General features: G+C 69.4%; 19 protein-coding genes and 1 pseudogene. 13 read left to right on the forward strand and 7 right to left on the reverse strand.

The window, feature by feature from the left end:
• Nucleotides 1-3: 3 nt before the first annotated feature.
• Both G6N19_RS17250 and G6N19_RS17255 read right to left on the reverse strand, forming a co-directional pair.
• Nucleotides 4-1,371 carry an HNH endonuclease signature motif containing protein gene (locus tag G6N19_RS17250; protein WP_193465351.1) on the reverse strand — a complete coding sequence of 456 codons (1,368 nt, stop codon included), beginning with the start codon at nucleotides 1,369-1,371 and terminating at the stop codon, nucleotides 4-6.
• Between the two features lie 101 nt (nucleotides 1,372-1,472).
• Entirely contained in the window at nucleotides 1,473-2,174 is a 702-nt protein-coding gene (locus G6N19_RS17255; RefSeq protein ID WP_193466429.1) for a class I SAM-dependent methyltransferase, read from the reverse strand.
• 83 nt (nucleotides 2,175-2,257) lie between these two features.
• Between G6N19_RS17255 and G6N19_RS17260 the strand changes: the two genes are divergently transcribed.
• Nucleotides 2,258-2,881 carry a TetR/AcrR family transcriptional regulator C-terminal domain-containing protein gene (locus G6N19_RS17260; RefSeq protein WP_013829505.1) on the forward strand — a complete coding sequence of 208 codons (624 nt, stop codon included), beginning with the start codon at nucleotides 2,258-2,260 and terminating at the stop codon, nucleotides 2,879-2,881.
• A gap of 4 nt (nucleotides 2,882-2,885) precedes the next feature.
• Here the strand turns inward: G6N19_RS17260 and G6N19_RS17265 are convergent, their stop codons facing one another.
• On the reverse strand, nucleotides 2,886-4,682 hold the full coding sequence (locus G6N19_RS17265; protein ID WP_013829504.1) for an acyl-CoA dehydrogenase: 1,797 nt from the start codon (nucleotides 4,680-4,682) through the stop codon (nucleotides 2,886-2,888).
• A gap of 26 nt (nucleotides 4,683-4,708) precedes the next feature.
• On the reverse strand, nucleotides 4,709-6,097 hold the full coding sequence (gene mtr / locus G6N19_RS17270) for a mycothione reductase (protein ID WP_013829503.1): 1,389 nt from the start codon (nucleotides 6,095-6,097) through the stop codon (nucleotides 4,709-4,711).
• A 95-nt stretch (nucleotides 6,098-6,192) separates the two neighbouring features.
• Here mtr and mqo point away from each other — a divergent pair, with 95 nt between their 5' ends.
• The 4 genes from mqo (at nucleotide 6,193) to G6N19_RS17290 (ending at nucleotide 12,317) form a co-directional block, all read left to right on the forward strand.
• The gene (gene mqo, locus G6N19_RS17275) at nucleotides 6,193-7,647 is read left to right on the forward strand and encodes a malate dehydrogenase (quinone) (protein WP_041318223.1); all 1,455 of its coding nucleotides are present in this window, start codon (nucleotides 6,193-6,195) and stop codon (nucleotides 7,645-7,647) included.
• A gap of 9 nt (nucleotides 7,648-7,656) precedes the next feature.
• Entirely contained in the window at nucleotides 7,657-8,874 is a 1,218-nt protein-coding gene (gene cobA / locus G6N19_RS17280; protein ID WP_013829501.1) for a uroporphyrinogen-III C-methyltransferase, read from the forward strand.
• A gap of 33 nt (nucleotides 8,875-8,907) precedes the next feature.
• Complete coding sequence (locus tag G6N19_RS17285) at nucleotides 8,908-10,488, forward strand: MFS transporter (protein WP_041318220.1); 1,581 nt, start codon at nucleotides 8,908-8,910, stop codon at nucleotides 10,486-10,488.
• 71 nt (nucleotides 10,489-10,559) lie between these two features.
• The gene (locus tag G6N19_RS17290; protein ID WP_013829499.1) at nucleotides 10,560-12,317 is read left to right on the forward strand and encodes a proline--tRNA ligase; all 1,758 of its coding nucleotides are present in this window, start codon (nucleotides 10,560-10,562) and stop codon (nucleotides 12,315-12,317) included.
• Between the two features lie 29 nt (nucleotides 12,318-12,346).
• Here G6N19_RS17290 and G6N19_RS17295 read toward each other — a convergent pair whose 3' ends face one another.
• Nucleotides 12,347-12,805: a ferritin-like domain-containing protein gene (locus tag G6N19_RS17295; protein WP_013829498.1), complete on the reverse strand. Its 459-nt coding sequence runs from the start codon at nucleotides 12,803-12,805 to the stop codon at nucleotides 12,347-12,349.
• Entirely contained in the window at nucleotides 12,802-13,329 is a 528-nt protein-coding gene (locus tag G6N19_RS17300) for a hypothetical protein (protein ID WP_041318217.1), read from the reverse strand. Before G6N19_RS17300 ends, G6N19_RS17295 begins: the two co-directional genes overlap by 4 nt.
• Nucleotides 13,330-13,512: 183 nt before the next feature.
• Between G6N19_RS17300 and rimP the strand changes: the two genes are divergently transcribed.
• The 8 genes from rimP (at nucleotide 13,513) to G6N19_RS21425 (ending at nucleotide 21,796) form a co-directional block, all read left to right on the forward strand.
• Nucleotides 13,513-14,046 (forward strand): ribosome maturation factor RimP, encoded by a 534-nt coding sequence (gene rimP, locus G6N19_RS17305; RefSeq protein ID WP_013829496.1) that lies wholly within the window; start codon nucleotides 13,513-13,515, stop codon nucleotides 14,044-14,046.
• Nucleotides 14,043-15,086, forward strand: a complete 1,044-nt coding sequence (nusA, locus tag G6N19_RS17310; protein WP_013829495.1) for a transcription termination factor NusA — start codon at nucleotides 14,043-14,045, stop codon at nucleotides 15,084-15,086. Before rimP ends, nusA begins: the two co-directional genes overlap by 4 nt.
• A 177-nt stretch (nucleotides 15,087-15,263) precedes the next feature.
• On the forward strand, nucleotides 15,264-15,527 hold the full coding sequence (locus tag G6N19_RS17315) for a YlxR family protein (RefSeq protein WP_408632447.1): 264 nt from the start codon (nucleotides 15,264-15,266) through the stop codon (nucleotides 15,525-15,527).
• A gap of 66 nt (nucleotides 15,528-15,593) precedes the next feature.
• A complete protein-coding gene (gene infB / locus G6N19_RS17320) occupies nucleotides 15,594-18,329 on the forward strand; it encodes a translation initiation factor IF-2 (protein ID WP_013829493.1) in 2,736 nt (911 codons plus the stop codon).
• Nucleotides 18,330-18,340: 11 nt separating this feature from the next.
• Nucleotides 18,341-18,820, forward strand: coding sequence for a 30S ribosome-binding factor RbfA (gene rbfA / locus G6N19_RS17325; RefSeq protein ID WP_013829492.1), 480 nt, complete (start codon nucleotides 18,341-18,343; stop codon nucleotides 18,818-18,820).
• A 7-nt stretch (nucleotides 18,821-18,827) separates the two neighbouring features.
• Nucleotides 18,828-19,805 (forward strand): DHH family phosphoesterase, encoded by a 978-nt coding sequence (locus G6N19_RS17330; RefSeq protein ID WP_041319974.1) that lies wholly within the window; start codon nucleotides 18,828-18,830, stop codon nucleotides 19,803-19,805.
• A 102-nt stretch (nucleotides 19,806-19,907) separates the two neighbouring features.
• Complete coding sequence (locus tag G6N19_RS17335) at nucleotides 19,908-21,227, forward strand: MATE family efflux transporter (RefSeq protein ID WP_013829490.1); 1,320 nt, start codon at nucleotides 19,908-19,910, stop codon at nucleotides 21,225-21,227.
• 11 nt (nucleotides 21,228-21,238) lie between these two features.
• Nucleotides 21,239-21,796: a sugar O-acetyltransferase gene (locus G6N19_RS21425; protein ID WP_162097228.1), complete on the forward strand. Its 558-nt coding sequence runs from the start codon at nucleotides 21,239-21,241 to the stop codon at nucleotides 21,794-21,796.
• Here G6N19_RS21425 and G6N19_RS17340 read toward each other — a convergent pair.
• Nucleotides 21,797-22,555, reverse strand: a pseudogene (locus tag G6N19_RS17340) (enoyl-CoA hydratase); the annotation flags it as partial.
• Between the last annotated feature and the right edge of the window lie 14 nt (nucleotides 22,556-22,569).

The following is a 22,569-nucleotide window of genomic DNA, read 5'->3' on the forward strand; positions in this document are numbered from 1 at the left end:
TGATTAGGGGCCATCGTCGTCGTTGGCGCTGTCGCGTAGCAGTTTCTCGGGGTGGTGGTAGCTGTTGGTGCGGGGTTGGCCGCGGTCGAGGTGGGCGGGGGGCAGCGTCTCGGTTACCCCGTCGGCGCGTTTGCGGGTGCGCCAGCCGTTGGACAGCAGTCGGTGGTGGGGGCCGCAGCGCAGGGTGAGGTCGTCGATGTCGGTGCGGGGGTGCTGGGCGTAGTCGTGGTTGTGGTGGACCTCGGTGAGTTGGGCGGGCACGGTGCAGCCGGGGTGGGTGCAGCCGCGTTCGGTGTCGTAGAGCACCAAGCGTTGCCCGGGGGTGGCGAGTCGTTTGGTGTGAAACAGCGCGATCTGTTTGGCGCCGTCGTAGATGCGGAGGTAGTGGTGCGCGTGGGAGGCCAGTGCGATCACGTCGTGCAGGGGCAGCCAGGTGCCGCCGGCGGTGGTGGCTTTGCCGGCGGCGGCTTCGAGTTCGGCCAGGCTCAGCGACACGACGATGGTGGCGGGCAGCCCGTGGTGGCTGCCCAGTTCAGCGGAGGCCAGCAGGTTGGTGGCCATGGCTGCCAGGGCGTCGTGGTTGCGTTGCGCCGCTGAGCGGCGGTCGTTGTCGATATGGGCTTGTGAGGGGGTGCCGGATCGGCACGGGGTCTCATCGGCGGGGTTGCACCTGCCCGGGGCGGCCCAGTGGGCCAGCACGGCATCGAGGGCGGCGCGGGCGTGGGGGTCGAGGTGGCCTTTGATGGCGGTCATGCCGTCGCGGTCTTGGGGGCCCAGGGTGATGCCGCGTCGTTTGGCGCGTTGCTCGTTGTCGGTGTGGTTGCCGTCGGGGCGCAGGTAGTCGGCGACGCGTTGGGCGAGTTTGGCAAGTTCGTCGGGCCGATGGTGGGCGGCCAGATCGGCGAGATGTTGTTCGGCTTGGGCCAGTGTGCCCGCATCGATGCTGTCGGGCAGGTAGTCGAACAGGGCGCGGATCACCGCGATGTGCTCGGCCCCGAGTCGCCCTTTGCGTTGGGCGGTGGCCACCGCGGGCAGCACCGCAGCCAGGGGTTGTCCGGTCAGGGTGCGTCGCGGTCCCAGGTCGGCGGCCTCGTCGATGCGGCGCCCGGCCTCCCCGCGGGTGATGCCGAGTTCGTCGGCGAGCACCCAGCGAGGTTTGCCGCCCAGTTCCTCGGGGTCGGTGGCGGCGACGTGGTTGACCATCGGATGCTCCACCGCCGGTAGCCGGCGGCGCAGTGTCTCGCAGCGCTGTAGCAGTGCCAGGCATTCGCGTGGGGTCAGTGCCGAGAAGTCCAGCTCCAGGGCCTTATCCAGATCGGCCGAAAGAGCGTCGAACGCCTCGACGATTTCTTCCCGATCACTCGAACGCATGTGCTAATTCTAGCGATCCGCACCGACACTCCGCAGAAACCATCCACAACCAAAACCACAGTGGCACAAGTGAACACAGTGACACACGAGGCCGACGGCGGTTAGGTCAGTCGGCTGGCGACCACCGACCACATCGGCAGGTGGACGCGGTGGTTGTCCAGTGGCGGTTCCAACGCCCCCAACTGATCCGGCAGCCCCTTCATCTGCGGTGCGACACCATCGTCGGAGTCCAGCCGCGAAAGGAATGCCAACGCTCGCGGGCCGAAAGCGCCGACGTAGGTGGAGGTCCCGAGGTAATCGAGACGCCAACCGTTCTCGCCGAGCAGCCGGCCGAAGTTATTCGCCGGCAGGCCGTCGAACTGCAAGCCGTTGAGGTTGTGTCGTCCGAGTTCGAACATGAACAACCGCGCGCCGGGAGCGGTAGCGAAGTGCAGCGCCCGGATGTAGCGCGCCTGCAACTCCTCGTCGTGCGCGAACACGTGATAGAACGCGCTGTCGACGACGGTGTCGAACCGGCCTTCGAAGTCGGCCAGCCGGGTCGCGTCGGCGACCCGGAAGTCCACGGTCACTCCCGCGCGCTCGGCATTGCGCCGGGCGTGCTCGACCGCTGCCGGCGAGGCGTCGACACCGGTGGCTGTGTATCCCCGCGCGGCGAAATGGATTGCGTGATGGCCGGGGCCGGTGCCCGGATCCAGCACTTCGCCGCGCAACGCGCCGTGGGCTACGAGTTCCTGCACCGCCGGCTGAGGGCCGCCGATATCCCAGGGAACCGTTCCGGCGTCGGTCTGCTCATCGCGGTACATGGCATCAAAGGTCGGGTCGGCCGGCACGGACCTCTCCTCTCTATCGCTGACCAAGAAATACAACTCCCTTGTATACTTGGTCAGTGACCAAGAATCAAGGTGTCGTCCGGGCGCGGGCCGGCCTCGGTGTTCACGATGTGGTGCGGGCGGCGTTCGTCGTCCTGGACGGACAGGGAATCGCGAAGCTCTCGACGCGCGCGATAGCAACGGAACTCGACGTCAGCATGAACACCGTGATGTGGCACATCGGCACCAAAGGGCGGCTGCTCGAACTGATGGCCGACGCAATCGTGGGGGAGGCGGAGGCGGACCAGTTACACGGCGACTGGCGCAGGCGGGCGGCTCAGTTGCTGGGTCGGCTCCGCCAGGCGATGCTGCGACACCGTGACGGTGCGGTTGTCGTTGCCGGGACCTTCCCGGCCCTACCGGCGACGTTGGCCTTCGGCGACCGGTTGGTCGCGGTGCTGCGGAGCGGTGGAGTCGCGGCCAAGCCGGCGGCCTGGACCGCGTGGAGCCTCTTCTACTTCACCCTGGGCCTGGTCCAGGAGGAGCAGCGGGCGCCCGATGCCTTGCCGAGCGGTCTACCGGATGTCGTGACCGAGAAGGATTTCCCCAATCTGCATGCGGTACTGGATGATTTCCTCTCAGCAGACTACGAGGCCCGGTTTCGATTCGGCATCGGCCAGATCCTCGCGTCTCTCGGCTAGCGCGTCAGAACCACTCTGGGCGCATCTGCAAGGTGGTGCGGTCCAGGCTCTCCAGCAGGTCGAGCTGGGGTCCGGTCTTGGGCAGTTCGTAGCGGAAGAAATACCGGGCCGCCTGGCGTTTGCCCTCGAAGAAGTCCCCGGCGCGGCCCGCAGCGGCCCGCAGCTGCTCCAGCCACATCCAGGCGATCGCCACATGGCCGAAGGCCTCCAGGTAGATCGCGCTGTTGGCCAGTGCGGCATCGAGGTCGCCGGCGGCGAACATGCTCCCGGTGACCGCGACCAGCCGCTGAACGACGGCGTCGAGCTGCGCTGCGAGATGGGCTGATTCGCCACCGGCCTGCCGAGCGGCGGTGATGGTGTCGGTCATGGCCCGGTGCAGGGCGGACAGGCTGGCACCGTTGTGCTGTACCACCTTGCGTCCCAACAGGTCCAGGCTCTGGATGCCGTGGGTGCCCTCGTGGATCGGGTTGAGCCGGTTGTCCCGGTAGTGCTGTTCGACGTCGTACTCGCGGGTGTAGCCGTAGCCGCCGTGCACCTGGATGGCCAGGTCATTGGCGGCCAGACACCACTGCGACGGCCAGCTCTTGGCGATCGGGGTGAGGATGTCCAGCAGCGCGGTGGCGTGCTCGAGCTCCTGATCGGATTCTGCGGTGTGGGAGATGTCGACCAGCCGTGCGCAGTACAGCGCCAACGCCAACGCGCCCTCGACATAGGACTTCTGCGCCAGCAGCATCCGCTTGACATCGGCGTGCTCGACGATCGGAATCTGCGGCGCCGCCGGATCTTTCGCCGTCACCGGACGTCCCTGCGGTCGGCTGCGGGCGTAGTCGAGCGACTTCAGGTAGCCGGTGTAGCCGAGCGCGATCGCGCCCATACCCACCCCCAGCCTGGCCTCGTTCATCATGTGGAACATGTAGCTCAACCCGCGGTGCTCGGACCCGACCAGGTAGCCGACCGCGCCCGGCTCGCCACCGGGCCGATGGCCGCCCTCCCCGAAGTTGAGCACGGTGTTGGTGATTCCGCGATAACCCATCTTGTGGTTGAGCCCGGCCAGGACGACGTCGTTGCGCTCACCCAGTGCGCCGTCGCGCTCCACCAGATACTTCGGCACGATGAACAGCGAGATCCCCTTGGTGCCGGCCGGACCGCCCGGGATCTTGGCCAACACCAGGTGGACGATGTTTTCGCTCAGTTCGTGTTCTCCACCGGAGATCCACATCTTCGACCCGAACAGCCGAAATGTGCCATCGGCGCGCGGTTCCGCGCGGGTGGTGATGTCGGCCAGCGATGATCCGGCTTGGGTCTCCGACAAGCACATGGTCCCGAAGAAGCGGCCGGCGAGCATGGGTTTGACGAAGGCGGCGATCTGTTCTTCGCTGCCGAACCTGGCGAGCAGGTTTGCGTTCGCCATGGTCAGCATCGGATAGCCCGCGGTGCTGACGTTGGCGGCGAATAACCAGGCGAACCCGGCCTGGGCCACTGTTGCCGGCAGTTGCGCACCGCCGAGGTCATAATCCATGGCCATGCCGATCAACTCAGCGTCGGCGCAGGCCGCCAGTGCCTCCTTGACCTCGCCGATGATGGTGACTTTCGTCCCGTCGAAGGTGGGTTCGTGGGCGTCGCTCTGCTTGTTGTGCGGGGCGAAATAGCGTGTCGCCAACTGTTCGCACAGATCCAGCGTGTCGGAGAACGTCTCTCGGGAGTGCTCGGCGAACCGGCCACGGCGGGTCAGCTCATCGATCCGCAGCCAGTCGAAGAGCAGAAAATCCAGGTCGCGCCGGGACAGCAGGGTGGACTTCATCGCTCTCTCCTATCGGCACACCGGCCTCATTCCAGGCCGAGCAGCGCGTTCTCGACGACCTCCGGCAGTGCCGGGTGGATCCAGTATTGGCCGCGGGCCATATCTGCCGCGGTCAGCCCGAAGCTCATGGCCTGGATCAACGGCTGGACGATCGACGACGCCTGATAACCCATGATGTGCGCACCGAGTAGCCGCCCGGTGCCGCGTTCGGCGATCAGTTTGACGAACCCGGTGGTGTCCTCCATGGCCCAGCCGTAGGCGACGTCGCCGTAGTCCTGGATCTTCACCGAGATGTCGAGTCCCTTTGCCCGCGCCTGGTTCTCGGTCAATCCGACCGCGGCGATCTGTGGGTCGGTGAACACCGCGAACGGCACGTAACGGTGATCGGTGATCCGCATCGCGTCGACGTCATCCCAGTCGCACAGCAGGTTGTGCTGTACCACCCGGGCCTCGTGGTTGGCGACGTGTTTGAGCTCATAGGGGGAGGAGACATCGCCGAGCGCGAAAACACCGCGCGCCGTGGTTCGTTGATACTTGTCAACCACCACCCGGCCGCCGGCGATGTCGATGCCGGCCTGCCCGGCCTCCAACAGATCGCCGTTGGGAACCCGGCCGGTTGCCACCAGCAACGCATCGGCCCGCAGGATCGACCCGTCGTCGAGTTCCAGAATGACGCCGGTGTGGGCGGGTGTTTCCTGGCGGGCGGCGACCACGTTGCGCTGCGAGCGCAACTCCCACTTGCCCGCGGCGATCCGGGTGAACCGCTCGGCGACGGTCTCATCGCAGTGTCGCAGCAATGTCGAGCCGCGGATCACCACCGTGACCCGGACACCCAAGGCGGAGAAGACGTGCGCGAATTCGGCGGCGATGAAACCACCGCCGATGATCACCAGATGCTCGGGCAACTCGGCCATCCGCATCACGTCATCGCTGGTGTAGTAGTGCACCCCGCTGTCGGCGATCACCGGCGGAATCCAGGACCGCGCTCCGGCGGCGATCACCACCTGCGCGGCGCTGAACTGCTCGCCGCCGGCGGTGCGCAGCACGTATCCGCCATCGGAACCGACCGGGGCGAACCTGGTGTGCTGGTCGTAGACGTCGACGTTCGGCAGGCTGCGGCGATACTCCTCGCCGCCGGTGGCGATCGGGTCGATGCGGCCGAAGACGCGCGAGACGATGTCGTTCCAGCGGACCTTCTCGATGCGGGCGTCCACCCCGTAGCGCGCCGCTCGGGTCACCGTCGCGGCCACCTCGGCGGCGTAGACGAACATCTTCGTCGGGATGCACCCCACGTTCAGGCAGGTGCCGCCGAAGGTGCCCTGCTCGCAGATCGCCACCCGCTTGTCGGCGTAACGCTCGTCGAGAATGCTGTTGCCCGAACCGGTTCCGATGATCGCCAGATCGTAGCTTTCCATGGCGTCAGCCTAAACGGTGGGCGAGCCGAGCCGGGCGCAAGTGCGCCCGCAACCGGGCGCCGCGGTTCACCGCCATCGTGGCTAGGCTGCCTAACGTGTCCAAACCGCTTCAGACGGATATGGCGCTGATCGGTGCGGGCATCATGAGTGCCACGCTGGGGGCGATACTGCGCCGGCTGGAGCCGGGCGCCTCGATCACCGTGATCGAGCGGCTGGACACCGCCGCTGCCGAGAGCAGCGACCCCTGGAACAACGCCGGCACCGGCCATGCGGGCCTGTGCGAGCTGTTCTACGCGCCGGAGAAGGCGATCCGTGTCAACGAGCAATTTCAGGTGACCCGCCAGTTCTGGGCCTACGCGGTGCAACATGGGCTGCTCGGCCGGCCGCGTGACTTCGTGCACCCGGTCCCGCACGTCAGCTTCGCCCACGGCGCCGACGGTGTCGATCAGCTGCGTCGCCGCCACCGCGCGCTGGCCGGAAACCCGTTGTTTGCCGGAGCCGAGTTCATCACCGACTTCGATGAGTTCGCGGCGCGGCTGCCGCTGATGGCGGCCGGCCGGAGTCCCGGCGAGCCGGTGGCGCTGGACTGGTCGCCCGACGGCACCGACGTCGATTTCGGCGCGCTGGCACGGCAACTGATCGGCTACGGCGTGCGCCACGGCACCGAGACGCTGTTCGGCCACGAGGTGCGCACAATCCGCCGAGAGTCCGACGGTGGCTGGACGCTGGGCCTCACCGACCGCCACACCGGCGAAAGACACAGGCTGCGAGCCAAATTCGTCTTCGCCGGGGCGGGCGGAGCCACGCTGGGACTGCTTCAGCGCTCGGGCATCTCCGAGATCCGTGGCTTCGGCGGATTCCCGATCGGCGGGGTGTTCCTGCGCAGCGAGGTCCCGGAGCTGGTCGCCGCCCACCGCGCCAAGGTGTACGGCGCCCCGGCGGCCGGCGCCCCCGCGACGACGGCCCCGCACCTGGACGCCAGGGTGGTCGACGGTGCCCCGTGGCTGCTGTTCGGGCCGTTCGCGGGCTGGTCGCCGAGATTCCTCAAGCACGGCCGGGCCACGGAGCTGCCCCGATCGCTGCGCTTCGACAACGCTGCGTCACTGCTGGGTGCGGGGATCCGGGAGCGGAAACTGGTCGGCTACCTCCTCGGTCAACTGCGGCGAGGCCCCGCCGCGCGGCCGGCTGCGCTGCGCGACTTCGTGCCGGATGCGCTCGACGGGGACTGGTCACCGATCCGGGCCGGCCAGCGGGTGCAGGTGATCCGCCGTGGCCGCCTGGAGTTCGACACCACGATCGTGCATGCCGCCGACGGCAGCATCGCGGGCCTGCTGGGCGCCTCGCCGGGAGCGTCGACCGCGGTGCCGGCCATGCTGGACGTGTTGGCGCGCTGCTTCCCGAGCCGGTTCGCGGGCTGGCTGCCGACGCTGAAGGAGATGGTCCCGTCGCTGGGTGTGCGGCTCGCCGAGGAGCCCGCCCTCTTCGAGCAGGTGTGGGAGTGGGGGACCCGACAGCTTGCGCTGCGTCCGGCGTCCGACGGCCAGCCTTAGAGTTATCGCGTGACCGAGAACCCATATCTGGTCGGGCTGCGGCTGGCCGGACGCAAGGTCGTGGTGGTGGGCGCGGGAGGCGTCGCACAGCGGCGGCTGCCGTTGTTGGTGGACAGCGGCGCCCAGGTGGTGGTGATCGCGCCCGGCGCGACCCCGTCGGTCGAGGCGTTGGGGGAGCGCAAGCCCGGCATCACGCTGGTGTCGCGCGCGTACCGGGATGGAGATCTCACCGATGCCTGGTACGCGATTGCGGCCACCGATGACCCGGATGTCAACGCCGCCGTGGTCGCCGAGGCCGACCGTCGCCGAATCTTCTGTGTGCGCGCTGATCTCGCCGTCGAGGGATCGGCGGTCACCCCGGCCAGCTTCAGTTACGCCGGCCTGTCGGTGGGGGTGCTGGCCGGCGGCGAGCACAGTCGGTCGGCGGCGATCCGTTCGGCGATCCGGGAGGCGTTGCAGTCCGGTCTGATCGCTATGGACGTCGAGGCGACCTCCGACGTGGTCCGCGGGGGCGTGGCCCTGGTCGGCGGTGGCCCCGGCGATCCGGAACTGATCACGGTGCGCGGCCGGCGCATGCTGTCGCACGCCGACGTCGTGGTGGCCGACCGGCTCGCGCCGCCCGAACTGCTCGCCGAACTGCCGCCGCACGTCGAAGTCATCGACGCTGCCAAGATCCCCTACGGCCGGGCGATGGCCCAAGACGCCATCAACGCGCTGATGATCGAACGTGCCGCGGCTGGCAAGTTCGTGGTGCGACTCAAGGGCGGCGACCCGTTCGTGTTCGCGCGCGGGTACGAAGAAGTCCTGGCCTGCACCGACGCCGGGATTCCGGTGACGGTGGTACCGGGTGTGACCAGTGCCATAGCGGTGCCGGCGCAGGCCGGCGTCCCGGTCACGCACCGGGCGGTGAACCACGAATTCGTGGTGGTCAGCGGCCATATCGCCCCCGATGACCCGGAATCGTTAGTGAATTGGGATGCACTGGCCGCGATGCGTGGCACCATCGTGTTGCTGATGGCCGTCGAACGTATCGAGCAGTTCAGCGCGGTACTGCAAAAAGGCGGCCGACCTGCCGATACTCCGGTGCTGGTGGTTCAGCACGGGACCACCCCCGCGCAGCACACGCTCCGAGCCACGCTGGCCGACGCGCCCGAAAAGATCCGCGCGGAGGGCATCCGACCTCCTGCGATCGTCGTTATCGGGGCAGTCGCGGGCTTCGGGGTTTAAACATCTCTTAATATTACTGTAGGGTAGCCCGTTATGACTGCTCTCGACGATGCAGGACGGGCGACCACGCAGTGGCCGGCAGACGCCGCCGGGGCCGCTTCCCCGACTCGTCAGGAATCGGACATCGTTAGCCGCACGAGCAGGTATATCTCATCCATGCTGCCCTCTCGTCGTTTCATCTACGCCGTGATTGCCATCGGGGGCATGCAACTGCTGGCCACGATGGACAGCACCATTGCGATCGTCGCGCTTCCCAAGATCCAGAACGACCTCGGTCTGTCCGATGCCGGCCGCGGCTGGGTGATCAGTGCCTACGTGCTGACCTTCGGCGGGCTGATGCTGCTCGGTGGTCGCCTCGGCGACACCATCGGCCGCAAACGCACCTTCATCAGCGGCGTCGCGCTGTTCACCATCGCCTCGGTGCTGTGCGCGGCCGCCTGGGATGCCCCCACGCTGGTGATCGCCCGGCTGCTGCAGGGCGTCGGTTCGGCCATCGCCTCGCCCACCGCGCTGGCGCTGATCGCCACCACGTTCCCGAAGGGGCCGGCCCGCAACGCTGCCACCGCGGTGTTCGGCGCCATGACCGCCGTCGGCTCGGTGATGGGTCTGGTGGCCGGCGGTGCACTGACCGAGGTGTCGTGGCGGCTGGCGTTCGGGATCAACGTGCCGATCGGCGTGCTGATGATCTACCTGGCCCGGACCGCGCTGACCGAGACCCAGCGCGAGCGCATGAAGCTGGATGCCGCCGGGGCGCTGCTGGCGACGCTGGGCTGCACCGCCGCGGTGTTCGCGTTCACGATCGGTCCCGAGAAGGGCTGGATCTCGGTGATCACCATCGGCTCGGGGGTGGTGGCGGTAGTCGCGCTGTTGGCCTTTGCGCTGGTGGAACGTACCGCGGAGAACCCGGTGGTGCCGTTCAGCCTGTTCCGGGACCGCAACCGGTTGCTCACCTTCGCGGCCATTTTCCTGGCGGGCGGGGTGTTGTTCACCTTGACCGTGACCATCGGGCTGTACGTGCAGGATCTGATGGGCTATTCGGCGTTGCGCGCCGGCGTCGGGTTCATCCCGTTCGTCATCGGGCTGGGCGTCGGTCTCGGGGTGTCGTCGCAGCTGGTCCGGTTGTTCCCGCCCCGGGTGCTGGTGATCTCCGGTGGCGTCGTGTTGCTGGGCGCGATGATCTACGGATCGACGATCGACCGGGACATTGCGTACTTCCCGAACTTCGTGACGTTGATCGTGCTCGGTGGACTCGGGATCGGTGTCATCGTGGTGCCGTTGACCCTGTCGGCGATCGCCGGCGTGGGCTTCGACCAGATCGGGCCGACCTCGGCGATCGCGCTGATGCTGCAGAACCTCGGCGGCCCGATCGTGCTGGCGGTCGTCCAGGCCGTCATCACCTCGCGCACGCTGTATCTGGGCGGCACCAACATGCCGGTCAAGACCATGAGCCCCACCCAGATCGCCGCGTTGGACGCTGGCTACACTTACGGGCTGCTGTGGGTGGCCGGGGTGGCGGTGCTGGTCGGTGCCATCTCGCTGCTGATCGGCTACTCGGCCAAGCAGGTCGCGCATGCCCAGGAGGCCCAGGACGCGTTCGGCGCCGGCAACCTCTGACTGCCGACGGGCCGCCGCGAACAGGGTGGCTTCCCGGAGCGCCCGCAACGGAGAAGTTAGGCTCTCGGCCTGTGATCACCCGGATGTCCGAACTGTTCCTGCGCACGCTGCGCGACGACCCCGCCGATGCCGAAGTCCCCAGCCACAAGCTGCTGATCCGGGCCGGCTACATCCGGCCGATCGCACCGGGTCTCTACAGCTGGCTGCCGCTGGGGTTGCGGGTACTGCGCAACATCGAGAAGGTGGTGCGCGAGGAGATGAACGCCATCGGCGGTCAAGAGATCCTGTTCCCGGCGCTGTTGCCGCGCGCACCGTATGAGACCACCAACCGCTGGACCGAGTACGGCGAGGGCCTGTTCCGGCTGAAGGACCGCCGCGACAACGACTACCTGCTCGGCCCCACCCACGAGGAACTGTTCACCCTGACGGTCAAGGGGGAGTACAGCTCCTACAAGGATTTCCCGGTGGTGCTCTACCAGATCCAGACCAAGTACCGCGACGAGGCGCGGCCGCGGGCGGGCATCCTGCGCGGCCGCGAGTTCGTGATGAAGGACTCCTACTCCTTCGACGTGGACGACGCCGGACTGCAGGCCGCCTATGGCGCGCACCGGGTCGCCTACCAGCGCATCTTCGACCGGCTGGGCGTGCGCTACGTGATCGTCTCGGCGGTCTCGGGCGCGATGGGCGGATCGGCCTCCGAGGAGTTCCTGGCCGAAAGCGAAGTCGGCGAGGACACCTTCGTTCGCTGCCCGGAGTCCGGCTACGCCGCCAACGTCGAGGCGGTGATCACCGCCCGCCCGCAGCCGCAGCCGATCGAGGGCCTGCCGGAGCCGAAAGTGCACGACACCGGCAACACCCCGACCATCGCCACCCTGGTGGACTGGGCCAACGGCGCCGGCCTGGGCCGCAGCGTCACGGCCGCCGACACCCTCAAGAACGTGCTGCTCAAGGTGCGGCTACCGGGCGGGGAGTGGCATCTGCTGGGCATCGGACTGCCCGGCGACCGCGAGGTCGATGAGAAACGACTGGGCGCGGCGCTCGACCCCGCCGAATACGCCCTGCTGTCCGACGACGACTTCGCCGAGCACCCGTTCCTGGTGAAGGGCTACATCGGCCCGAAAGCTCTGCAAGACAACGGTATCCGCTATCTGGTCGACCCCCGCGTGGTGGACGGCACCAGCTGGATCACCGGTGCCGACGCTCCCGGGAAGCACGTCGTCGGGTTGGTCGCCGGGCGTGACTTCACCGCCGACGGCACCATCGAAGCCGCCGAGGTCCGCGACGGTGACCCGTCTCCGGACGGGGCGGGCACGCTGGTCAGTGCCCGCGGCATCGAGATCGCCCACATCTTTCAGCTCGGCCGCAAATACACCGACGCGTTCGCCGCCGACGTGCTCGGCGAGGACGGCCGGCCGGTGCGGCTGACGATGGGCTCCTACGGGGTCGGGGTGTCGCGGCTGGTCGCCGTCATCGCCGAACAACAGCACGATGAGCTGGGCCTGCGCTGGCCGGCGCAGGTCGCGCCGTTCGACGTGCACCTGGTGATCGCCAACAAGGACGACGCCGCCCGCGCCGGCGCCACCGAGCTGGCCGCCGAGCTGGACCGGCTCGGTCTGGAGGTGCTCTTCGATGACCGGCAGGCCTCGCCGGGGGTGAAGTTCAAGGACGCCGAACTGCTCGGTGTGCCGTGGATCGTGGTGCTGGGACGCGGCTGGGCCGACGGGGTCGTCGAACTGCGGGACCGCTTCTCCGGGCAGACCCGCGAGCTGTCGATCGACGCCGACCTGGCCGGACAGGTCCTCGCGGCCGTCCGCGCCGAGGCCGGCTGACCCGGCGGTCGCCATCGGAAAGGTCGCGCTCAGTCCTGGCCGCCGGGGAACGCCCGGGTGATCGGCCAGTTCCCCAAGGCCCGGTTCCAGTGCGCGGCCAATACCGCACTTTGGCCGAGCGCGGTCGCGGCGAACTCGCGATCCGCGGGTTCGCGGGCCTGCTCGACGACCGCGCGCCAGGCGGTCGCGGTGTCGTTCTCCATCCGGACTGCCAGCCGCAGCGCGTCGTCAGACGTGGTCAGCGGCATGGGCAACTGGTAGCCGGCGGCGGGTTGCGGGACCGGAACGGAGCGAGCGGTCAGCATGGCGATGGTGCGATCCCGGCGCTCGCGGTGCTGACGGATCGTGGGAACCACCAGGTCGTTGAGCTCCGGCAGGGAGTACGCCGACACCATCCCGTAGCCGTAGACGACGCCGTACTCGGTGGCCAGCGCATCGCACAGGGCGGCGTCGGGCGCGCTGAGCGGACTGGGTTCGGCCGAGGTCATGACTGCACCACCAATGCGACAGCGTAGGAGGCCGTGCAGGCCGCCGCGACCGAGGCAAGCAGCCCGGCTCGGTATCCCGTGGCGGTGGTGGCCAAGCGGCCGGCACTGTCGGCCGCCGCACGCAGTGCGCTGACCACCTCGGATACCGTCGGAGCCGGCCCGTCCGGCACGTCGGCCGGTGTGCTGCTCGCGGTGGCTTCCGGCGCCGGCCGCCGCGCGGCCCGGGCGATCTCGGCGGCCAGCGCACGGGCGTGTTCGGCCCGCTCGAGCGACACCTGGTCCAGCGCCGCGGCCAGCGCCTTGGCGTCGGGGTCGGGTGCTCGGGTCAGTGCCGCCGCCGCCGCGGTGGCCAGCTCACTGTCGTGCTGCGCCAGTTGCCGTTGCGCCTCCAGATCATCGACAGCCGGCGGGGCCGGAGCCGAGCCGCACGCCGGCGCCGCCAAGGCGATCAGCGCGACCATCCCGGCTCCGCTCAGCAGGCGCCGCCGGTCGATGGCGGTCAGTGGGCCGGACACCTGAGACATCCTGCCACCCCGGTGCCGCCGGACGGACGCGACGTGGCCGGTGGCGGGGCGACAGGGCACGGCCGGTGCTTTTGCCGGTTTGCTGTGGGTGTGCACACCACGGCGTATCGTTGGTGGCTGGTTCCCGGTGCGCCTGGCGCGCGGGAACGCGACGACCGGACAACTCAAGATGAGGAGCTCGCCGTGGCCACCGGGCTACCATCGCAAACACAGGTGATCGAGCTGCTCGATGCTGAGTTCAGCCGTGCCGGATACGAGATCGAAGACGTCGTGGTCGACGACCGTGCCCCGCTGCCGCGGATCACCGTGGTCGCCGATGGCGACACCCCACTGGACCTTGACACTGCCGCGGCGTTGTCGCGCTCGGCGTCGGATTTGCTCGACGGCCTGTCCTTCGACGGCCGATACGTGCTCGAGGTCAGCTCACCCGGCGTGCAGCGGCCGCTCACCGCCCCCAAGCATTTCCGGCGTGCGCACGGCCGCAAGGTCGAGGTGACCTTGTCCGATGAGACCGGCGTGACCGGCCGGGTGGCCGACGTCGACGACGACGTCGTGACCCTGGTGGTGCGGGGCGGGCGGGACTGGGAGCGGCGCCGGCTGCCGCTCAGCGACATCAAGCGCGCGGTGGTGCAGGTCGAGTTCGCCGCGCCGAGTGCACGTGAGTTGGAGTTGACGGGCCGGCAGGCCCCCGATGCGGGAACGGAGGCCGACCGATGAATATCGATATGGCGGCGCTGCACGCGATCGAGGCCGACAAGGGCATTCCGGTCGAGGTGGTGGTGGAGACCATCAAGTCGGCGCTGCTCACCGCCTACCGGCATACCGAAGGGCACCAAGCCGACGCGGTCATCGACGTCGACCGCAAGTCCGGCATGGTTCGCGTGCTGGCCCGCGAGACCGACGCCGACGGCAATATAATCAGCGAATACGACGACACGCCCGAGGGGTTCGGGCGTATCGCGGCGACCACCGCCCGTCAGGTGATCCTGCAGCGGCTGCGTGACGCCGAGAACGAGAAGGCTTACGGCGAATTCTCGGCGCGCGAGGGCGACATCGTCGCCGGCGTCGTCCAGCGCGACGCCCGGGAGAACGCCCGCGGCGTCGTCGTGGTGCGGCTGGGCACCGAGGCCAAAGGTTTCGACGGCGTCATCAGGCCCTCCGAGCAGGCGCCCGGCGAGGCCTACGAGCACGGCGACCGGCTGCGCTGTTATGTGATCGGTGTGACCCGCGGGCTGCGCGAACCGCGCATCGAACTGTCGCGCACCCACCCGAACCTGGTACGCAAGCTGTTCGCCCTGGAAGTGCCCGAGATCGCCGACGGGTCGGTGGAGATCGTCGCGGTCGCCCGGGAGCCCGGGCACCGCTCCAAGATCGCGGTGGCTTCGGGAGTCCCCGGGCTCAACGCCAAGGGCGCCTGCATCGGCCCGATGGGCCAGCGGGTCCGCAACGTGATGAGCGAGCTGGCCGGCGAGAAGATCGACATCATCGACTACGACGAGGACCCGGCCCGTTTCGTCGGCAACGCGTTGTCGCCGGCCAAGGTGATGTCGGTGACGGTGATCGACCAGACGGCCCGAGCCGCCCGGGTGGTGGTTCCCGACTTCCAGTTGTCGCTGGCCATCGGCAAGGAGGGTCAGAACGCGCGGTTGGCGGCCCGGCTCACCGGGTGGCGAATCGACATCCGCAGTGACACCCCCGAGCCCGGCGCCAACGGTGCCGAGCAGGAGGTCGGAGGAGGCGTGGCCCAGGAACATTAGGGGCGGCGCCCGGGCTTGAATCGGGTGGTTCGGGCGACCGCTGGTGTATGGGTAGACTGAGCCGTGATCCAGCGCGAGACTTCGACAACCGCCTCGCGGACGCACCGCTCCCCGAAGGGACCGGTGCGCACGTGTGTCGGATGCCGGAAACGCGAGTTGGCCGTCGAGTTGCTTCGGGTGGTCGCTGTGTCAGGGAACGGCAACGAGGCCGTGACCGTTGACCGGGCGGGCAACCTGCCGGGACGGGGAGCATGGCTGCATCCCGCACCGGCGTGCCTGCAAGCGGCGACCCGGCGACGAGCGTTCGTGCGCGCGCTGCGGATCAGCGGTTCCCCGGATGTGTCCGGGGTGGAGGAGTACTTCGATCAGCAGATCGGGCTCACCGCCCCGGCCAACAGAACAGGTAGCGAAGAACATGAGCACACCGTGAAGTCCCGATGACCATGCGTCATAGCTAAACCCGAGGCGCGGCCCACCACCGCTGTCGCCTCATAGACAGGAGATGTAGTGGCAAAGGCCCGCGTACACGAGTTGGCCAAGCAACTCGGTGTCACCAGTAAGGAAGTTCTCGCTCGGCTGAGCGAGCAGGGCGAATTCGTCAAGTCGGCCTCGTCGACCGTGGAAGCCCCCGTCGCGCGGCGCCTGCGCGAGTCGTTCGGCGGTGGCAAAGCCGCCGCGAAGAGCGAAGAGCCGGCCAAGGCGCCCGCCAAGTCCGCCGCTTCGGCACCGCCGAAGGCTGCACCGGCGGCCGCCGACGGCGTGGCCGTCGAGGCCGTCAAAGCCCCGACTCCGGCAGCCCCCGCGGCCAAGCCGTCTGCTCCGCCGGCGCCCGCCGCCGAGGCCCCCGCCCCCGCGGCGCCGCCACCGGCCCCGCCGCAACCCGGGCCGCCGCCGGCTCCCGGCCCTCGGCCCGCCACGCCCGGACCCAAGCCCGGCGCCCGGACCCCGCGCGTCGGGAACAACCCGTTCTCGTCGGCGCAGCCGGCGGAACGCGCCATCCCGCGTCCGCACCCGCAGGCGCCGCGGCCGGGTGCACCCCGGCCCGGCATGCCGCGTCCCGGCGGCGGCGCAACACCGGGCAATATGCCCGGCCGTACCAGTAACTTCGGCGCGCAGGGCCGCCCGGCGCGCCCCGGCGGCCCGCCGCGCCCCGGCGGCGGTGGCCGTCCCGGTGGCCCCGGCGGCCGTCCGGGCGGCCCCGGCGGCGGTCCCGGCGGTAACTACCGCGGCGGACCCGGTGGCGGTGGAGGTGCCCCAGCAGGCGCCGGCGCCGGAGGCTTTCGGGGCCGCCCCGGCGGCGGTGGCCGTCCCGGCCAGCGCGGTGGCGCGGCCGGCGCGTTCGGGCGTCCGGGCGGTGCACCCAAGCGGGGACGCAAGTCGAAGCGGGCGAAACGCGCCGAATACGAGAACATGCAGGCGCCGGTCGTCGGCGGCGTGCGGTTGCCGCACGGCAACGGCGAGACCATCCGGCTGGCCCGCGGCGCGTCGCTGAGCGATTTCGCCGAGAAGATCGACGCCAACCCGGCTGCGCTGGTGCAGGCGCTGTTCAACCTCGGTGAGATGGTCACCGCCACCCAGTCGGTCGGCGACGAGACCCTCGAGCTGCTCGGCAGCGAGATGAACTTCGTGGTGCAGGTCGTCTCGCCCGAGGACGAGGACCGCGAACTGCTGGAGTCCTTTGACCTCTCCTACGGCGAAGACTCAGGCGACGAGGAGGACCTGCAGAGCCGCCCGCCGGTGGTGACCGTGATGGGTCACGTCGACCACGGCAAGACGCGACTGCTGGACACCATCCGCAAGGCCAACGTGCGCGAAGCCGAGGCCGGCGGCATCACCCAGCACATCGGCGCCTACCAGGTGGGCGTCGACTTCGACGGCTCCGAGCGGTTGATCACCTTCATCGACACCCCGGGCCACGAAGCGTTCACCGCCATGCGTGCCCGCGGTGCCAAGGCCACCGACATCGCCATCCTGGTGGTGGCCGCCGACGACGGTGTGATGCCGCAGACGGTGGAGGCGATCAACCACGCCCAGGCCGCCGATGTGCCGATCGTGGTGGCGGTCAACAAGATCGACAAGGAGGGCGCCGACCCGTCCAAGATCCGTGGCCAGCTCACCGAATACGGTTTGGTGCCAGAGGAGTTCGGCGGCGAGACGCTGTTCGTCGACATCTCCGCCAAGCAGGGCACCAACATCGAGGCCCTGGAGGAGGCGGTGCTGCTGACCGCCGACGCCGCCCTGGACCTGCGGGCCAACCCCGACATGGAAGCCCAGGGTGTGGCGATTGAGGCGCACCTGGACCGCGGTCGCGGTCCGGTCGCCACCGTGCTGATCCAACGCGGCACGCTGCGGGTCGGCGACTCGATCGTCGCCGGCGACGCCTACGGCCGGGTCCGGCGGATGGTCGACGAGCACGGCGACGACGTCGAGGCGGCGCTGCCCTCGCGGCCCGTCCAGGTCATCGGGTTCACCTCGGTGCCCGGCGCCGGTGACAACCTGCTCGTCGTCGACGAGGACCGCATCGCCCGCCAGATCGCCGATAAGCGCAATGCCCGCAAGCGCAACGCCCTGGCGGCCCGGTCGCGCAAGCGGATCTCGCTGGAGGACCTGGACTCGGCGCTGAAGGAGACCAGCCAGCTGAACCTGATCCTCAAGGGCGACAACGCCGGTACCGTCGAGGCGCTGGAAGAGGCCCTGATGGGCATCCAGATCGACGACGAGGTGCAGCTGCGGGTCATCGACCGCGGTGTCGGTGGCATCACCGAGACCAACGTCAACCTGGCATCGGCGTCGGACGCGATCATCATCGGGTTCAACGTGCGCGCCGAGGGCAAGGCCACCGAGCTGGCCAACCGCGACGGTGTGGAGATCCGGTACTACTCGATCATCTACCAGGCGATCGAGGAGATCGAGAGCGCGCTCAAGGGCATGCTCAAGCCCGTCTTCGAGGAGAAGGAGCTGGGGCGCGCCGAGATCCGCGCGATCTTCCGATCCTCGAAGGTCGGCAACATCGCCGGTTGCCTGGTCACCTCCGGCATCATGCGCCGCAACGCCAAGGCCCGGCTGCTGCGCGATTCGGTCGTGGTCGCCGAGAACCTCACGGTCTCCTCGCTGCGCCGGGAGAAGGACGACGTCACCGAGGTCCGCGACGGTTACGAATGTGGTCTGACGCTGACCTACAACGACATCAAGGAAGGCGACGTCGTCGAGACCTACGAGCTGGTGGAGAAGGCACGTGTGTAGGCGCGGTCACCATGGCTGACCCGGCCCGGGCGCGCCGGCTGGCCAAGCGGATCTCCACGATCGTCGCCTCGGCGATCGAGTACGAGATCAAGGACCCGCGGCTGGCCGGGGTGACGATCACCGACGCCAAGGTGACCGCCGACCTGCACGACGCCACCCTCTACTACACGGTGATGGGCCGGTCCCTGGAGGACGACCCCGACTACGGTGGCGCGGCCGCCGCATTGGACGGGGCCAAGGGCGTGCTGCGCTCCAAGGTCGGCGCCGGAACCGGGGTGCGGTTCACCCCGACCCTGACCTTCGTCCGCGACACCGTGCCCGACGCCGCACACCGGATGTCGGAATTGCTGGCCGCGGCCCAGGCCGCCGATGCGGACCTGGCCCGGATACGGGAAGGCAAGCAGCCGGTCGGGGACCCCAACCCCTACCGGGAGGCGCCCGGTCAATCCGGTGCCGAAGACAGCGGTCACGGTGAGCGATCCGGCGACTGAGCCGCCGGTGAGGGGTCGGCGTGTCGACGCCGCCCGAGCCGTGGAGCTGCTGGCGGGCGCGAACACGCTGGCGGTGATCTGCCATGTGCATCCCGATGCCGACACGATCGGTGCCGGGCTGGCGCTCGCGATGGTCCTCCGACGGCGCGGCAAGCAGGTCCAGGTCTGTTTCGCTCGTCCCGCTTGTCCGTCGGAGCTGCCGCAGTCGCTGCAATCGCTGCCGGGCGGCGAGCTGCTGGTCAGCCCGGAGGCGCTACGCGCCGACGCCGACCTGGTGGTGACGGTGGACGTCTCGAGCGCCGATCGGCTCGGCGCGCTGCAACAGCTGGCAGCCGCTTGCCCCGAGCTGCTGGTGGTCGACCATCATGCCTCCAATGAACTGTTCGGGACGGCGAATTTCGTTGACCCGTCAGCGGATTCGACGACGATGCTGGTGGCTGAGCTGATCGACGCCTGGGGTGAGCCGATCGACGCCGACGTGGCGCATTGCCTCTATGCCGGGCTGGCCACCGACACCGGCTCGTTTCGGTGGGCCACTGCCCGCGCCTACCGGCTGGCGGCGCGGCTGGTGGGCGCCGGGGTGGACAACGCGGCGATCACCCGCACCGTCATGGACACCCACCCGTTCGACTGGTTGACGTTGCTGTCGCGGGTGTTGGCCGACGCCCGGCTGCTGCCCGACGCGGTGCGTGGGCGCGGGCTGGTCTATGCCGTGGTCGACAACGCCGAGTGGACCGCCGCGCGGCCCGAAGAGGTGGAGAGCATCGTCGACATCGTGCGGACCACCCAGCAGGCCGAGGTGGCCGCGGTGTTCAAGGAGGTCGAGCCGGGCTGCTGGGCGGTGTCGATGCGCGCCAAGTCGGCGGTCGACCTGAGCGCCGTGGCCGTTTCGTTCGGCGGCGGGGGGCATCGGCTGGCCGCCGGGTATACGGCCACCGGCGGAGCGCAGGACGTGGTCGCCGCCCTGGTCGCCGCGCTCGCCTGATGCTTGTGCCCTCCCCCCACTCCCCGGCGCGAGCGTGCATGTCCCCGGTTGACACGCCGCGCGGCGAACCGTTTCCGCGCACGCTCGCCGAAGAATGTGCCCGTGAGTGAAGCCGGTGCGCCGGCGGGCGCTCGCCAGATCGCGGCGCTGGCGCTGCCGGCGCTGGTGGTGCTGGCCGCCGAGCCGCTGTATCTGCTCTTCGACACCGCGGTGGTCGGCCGGCTCGGAGCGCTGGGCCTGGCCGGGCTGGCCATCGGCGGGCTGATCCTGGGGCTGGTGGCCTCGCAGGCCACCTTCTTGTCCTACGGAACCACCGCGCGCTCGGCACGTCACTACGGTGCCGGCGACCGCGCCGCAGCGGTCGCCGAGGGGGTCCAGGCGACCTGGCTGGCACTGGGTCTGGGAGCGTTGATCGTGGTCGTGGTGCAGGCCGCGGCGGTGCCGCTGGTATCGGCCATCGCCGGCCGCGACGACATCGCCGCGGCCGCTTGCGGGTGGCTGCGGATCGCGATCCTGGGCGCCCCGGCGATCCTGGTGTCGCTGGCCGGCAACGGCTGGCTGCGCGGAGTGCAGGACACCGTGCGACCGCCACGCTATGTGGTTGCCGGGTTTGCGCTTTCAGCGTTGTTGTGCCCGCTGCTGGTCTACGGCGGCCTCGGGATGCCGCGCTGGGGACTGCCCGGGTCGGCGGTGGCCAACTGTGCCGGCCAGTGGCTCGCCGCGCTGCTGTTCCTGCGAGCACTGCGCTCCGAGCGGATCCCACTGCGGATCGACGGCCCGGTGCTGCGGGCGCAGGTGTCGATGGGCCGCGACCTCATCGTGCGCTCGCTGGCCTTCCAGGCATGCTTCGTCTCGGCGGCCGCGGTCGCGGCGCGATTCGGGGCCGCGGCGCTGGCCGCCCATCAGATCGTGCTGCAGCTGTGGACGTTTCTGGCGTTGGTGCTCGATTCGCTGGCCATCGCCGCGCAGGCCCTGGTGGGCGCGGCCCTCGGCGCCGGTGCGGCCGGCCGCGCCAGGACGGTGGCCGCCCGGGTGACGGTGTTCTCGGCGGTCGCCGCCGCGGTGCTGGCCGCGTTGCTCGCCGCCGGGTCCACGGTGCTACCGGGAGTGTTCACCGATGATGCCGCGGTACTGGCGTCGGTCGCGGTGCCATGGTGGTTCCTGGTAGCCCAGTTACCCATCGCCGGAGTCGTTTTCGCGCTCGACGGGGTGTTGCTGGGGGCCGGGGACGCCGCGTTCATGCGCACGGCCACCGTGATCAGCGCGCTGGCCGGCTTCCTGCCGCTGACCTGGCTTTCACTGATACTGGATTGGGGCTTGGCCGGGATCTGGTCGGGGCTGACCACGTTCATCGTGCTGCGACTGGTGTTCGTCGGGTGGCGGGCGCTTTCCGGACGATGGACGCGGGCCGGCCGGCCGTAGGATCGGCGGGCATGAGCGGTGAACGGGATCGGATGCTCAGCGGGGAGCTGTACCGCCCGGACGACCCCGGCCTGGTCGCCGACCGGCAGGTGTGTCAGCGCTTGGTGATCGCGTTCAACGACACTGGCCCCGATGAGGAGGACCGCCGCCGGGAACTGTTGAGCGAACTGCTCGGATCATTCGGGGAAGCGTCGGTCATCATGCCGCGATTCTGTTGCGACTACGGCAGTCACATCAACATCGGGGTCAACTGCTTCATCAACTACGACGCGATCCTGCTCGACTGCGCGCCCATCACCATCGGTGACCACGTGTCCATCGGCCCGCGCGTCCAACTGGTGACCGCGCTGCACCCGATCGACGACGTCGACGCCCGGCGGGCCGGCTGGGAATCAGCGGCGCCGATCACCATCGGCGATAACGTCTGGTTGGCAGCCGGCGTCATCGTCTGCCCGGGCGTGACGATCGGGGCCGACTCCGTCATCGGCGCCGGCAGCGTGGTGACCCGCGACATCCCGGCGGGGGTGGTCGCGGTGGGGCAGCCCTGCCGGGTCGTTCGACCGGTCTGAGCGCACCTGGGCGCGTCCCCGTTCCAGCACCGCCGCCCGGTTGGCGGCGACGTCGGCGGAGCTCAGGGTGTGCAGCCACTGCTTGGCGGCCATCGCCTCGATCCACAGCCCGGTGGCGGTCTGCGACTCGTCGATGCGGTGGTAGGAGGCCAGCAACGCGCGCACCGCGGCCTGGTTGTTGCCGACGATCGATGCCGCCACCTCGCGCGCCGTCGCCAGCAGCTCGGCGTGCGGCACCACCTGGGTGACCAAGCCGGCCCGTAGCGCATCGGCGGCGTTCAGGTAATCGCCGGTCAGGCTCATCCGGCGGGCCAGTCCCACCCCGACGCGTTGCGGCAGCCGCACACTCAGCCCCCAGGACGGCATCAGCCCGACCCGGGCGTGGGTATCGGCGAAGCGAGCCTGCTCCGAGGCGATCAGGAGGTCACAGTACAGCGCCAACTCCAGCCCGCCCGTCACCGCGGCGCCGTTGATCGCCCCGATCACCGGTTTGGTCAGCGGTGGCCACTGCGGTGAGATATCCGGCAGCGCAGTCGAATCGGAATCGCCGAACTCCTTAAGATCCAGGCCGGCGCAGAACACCGGATCAGCGCCGGTCAGGATCATCACGTCCACGTCGGCGTCGGCGTCGGCCTCGGCCAGGGCGCTGAAGACCGCGTCACGCAACGCGCGGGAGAGCGCATTGCGGGCTTGCGGACGGTTGAGTGTCAGGGTACGGACGCGGTCTTGCGTCTGAACCAGCAGAATGTCGTCGCTCACCGGTTCACCGTAGC

The sequence above is a fragment of the Mycobacterium novum genome (assembly GCF_010726505.1).
In the GTDB taxonomy this organism is placed as follows: Bacteria; Actinomycetota; Actinomycetes; order Mycobacteriales; family Mycobacteriaceae; genus Mycobacterium; species Mycobacterium algericum.

What these genes read in the sequence shown, in the direction of transcription:
- G6N19_RS17265 (WP_013829504.1), bottom strand. Translation starts at nt 4,682, where the DNA reads ATGAAGTCCACCCTGCTGTCCCGGCGCGACCTGGATTTTCTGCTCTTC.
- rbfA (WP_013829492.1), top strand. Translation starts at nt 18,341, where the DNA reads ATGGCTGACCCGGCCCGGGCGCGCCGGCTGGCCAAGCGGATCTCCACG.
- mtr (WP_013829503.1), bottom strand. Translation starts at nt 6,097, where the DNA reads ATGGAAAGCTACGATCTGGCGATCATCGGAACCGGTTCGGGCAACAGC.
- nusA (WP_013829495.1), top strand. Translation starts at nt 14,043, where the DNA reads ATGAATATCGATATGGCGGCGCTGCACGCGATCGAGGCCGACAAGGGC.
- G6N19_RS21425 (WP_162097228.1), top strand. Translation starts at nt 21,239, where the DNA reads ATGAGCGGTGAACGGGATCGGATGCTCAGCGGGGAGCTGTACCGCCCG.
- G6N19_RS17300 (WP_041318217.1), bottom strand. Translation starts at nt 13,329, where the DNA reads ATGTCTCAGGTGTCCGGCCCACTGACCGCCATCGACCGGCGGCGCCTG.
- G6N19_RS17255 (WP_193466429.1), bottom strand. Translation starts at nt 2,174, where the DNA reads ATGTACCGCGATGAGCAGACCGACGCCGGAACGGTTCCCTGGGATATC.
- G6N19_RS17295 (WP_013829498.1), bottom strand. Translation starts at nt 12,805, where the DNA reads ATGACCTCGGCCGAACCCAGTCCGCTCAGCGCGCCCGACGCCGCCCTG.
- G6N19_RS17250 (WP_193465351.1), bottom strand. Translation starts at nt 1,371, where the DNA reads ATGCGTTCGAGTGATCGGGAAGAAATCGTCGAGGCGTTCGACGCTCTT.
- G6N19_RS17285 (WP_041318220.1), top strand. Translation starts at nt 8,908, where the DNA reads ATGACTGCTCTCGACGATGCAGGACGGGCGACCACGCAGTGGCCGGCA.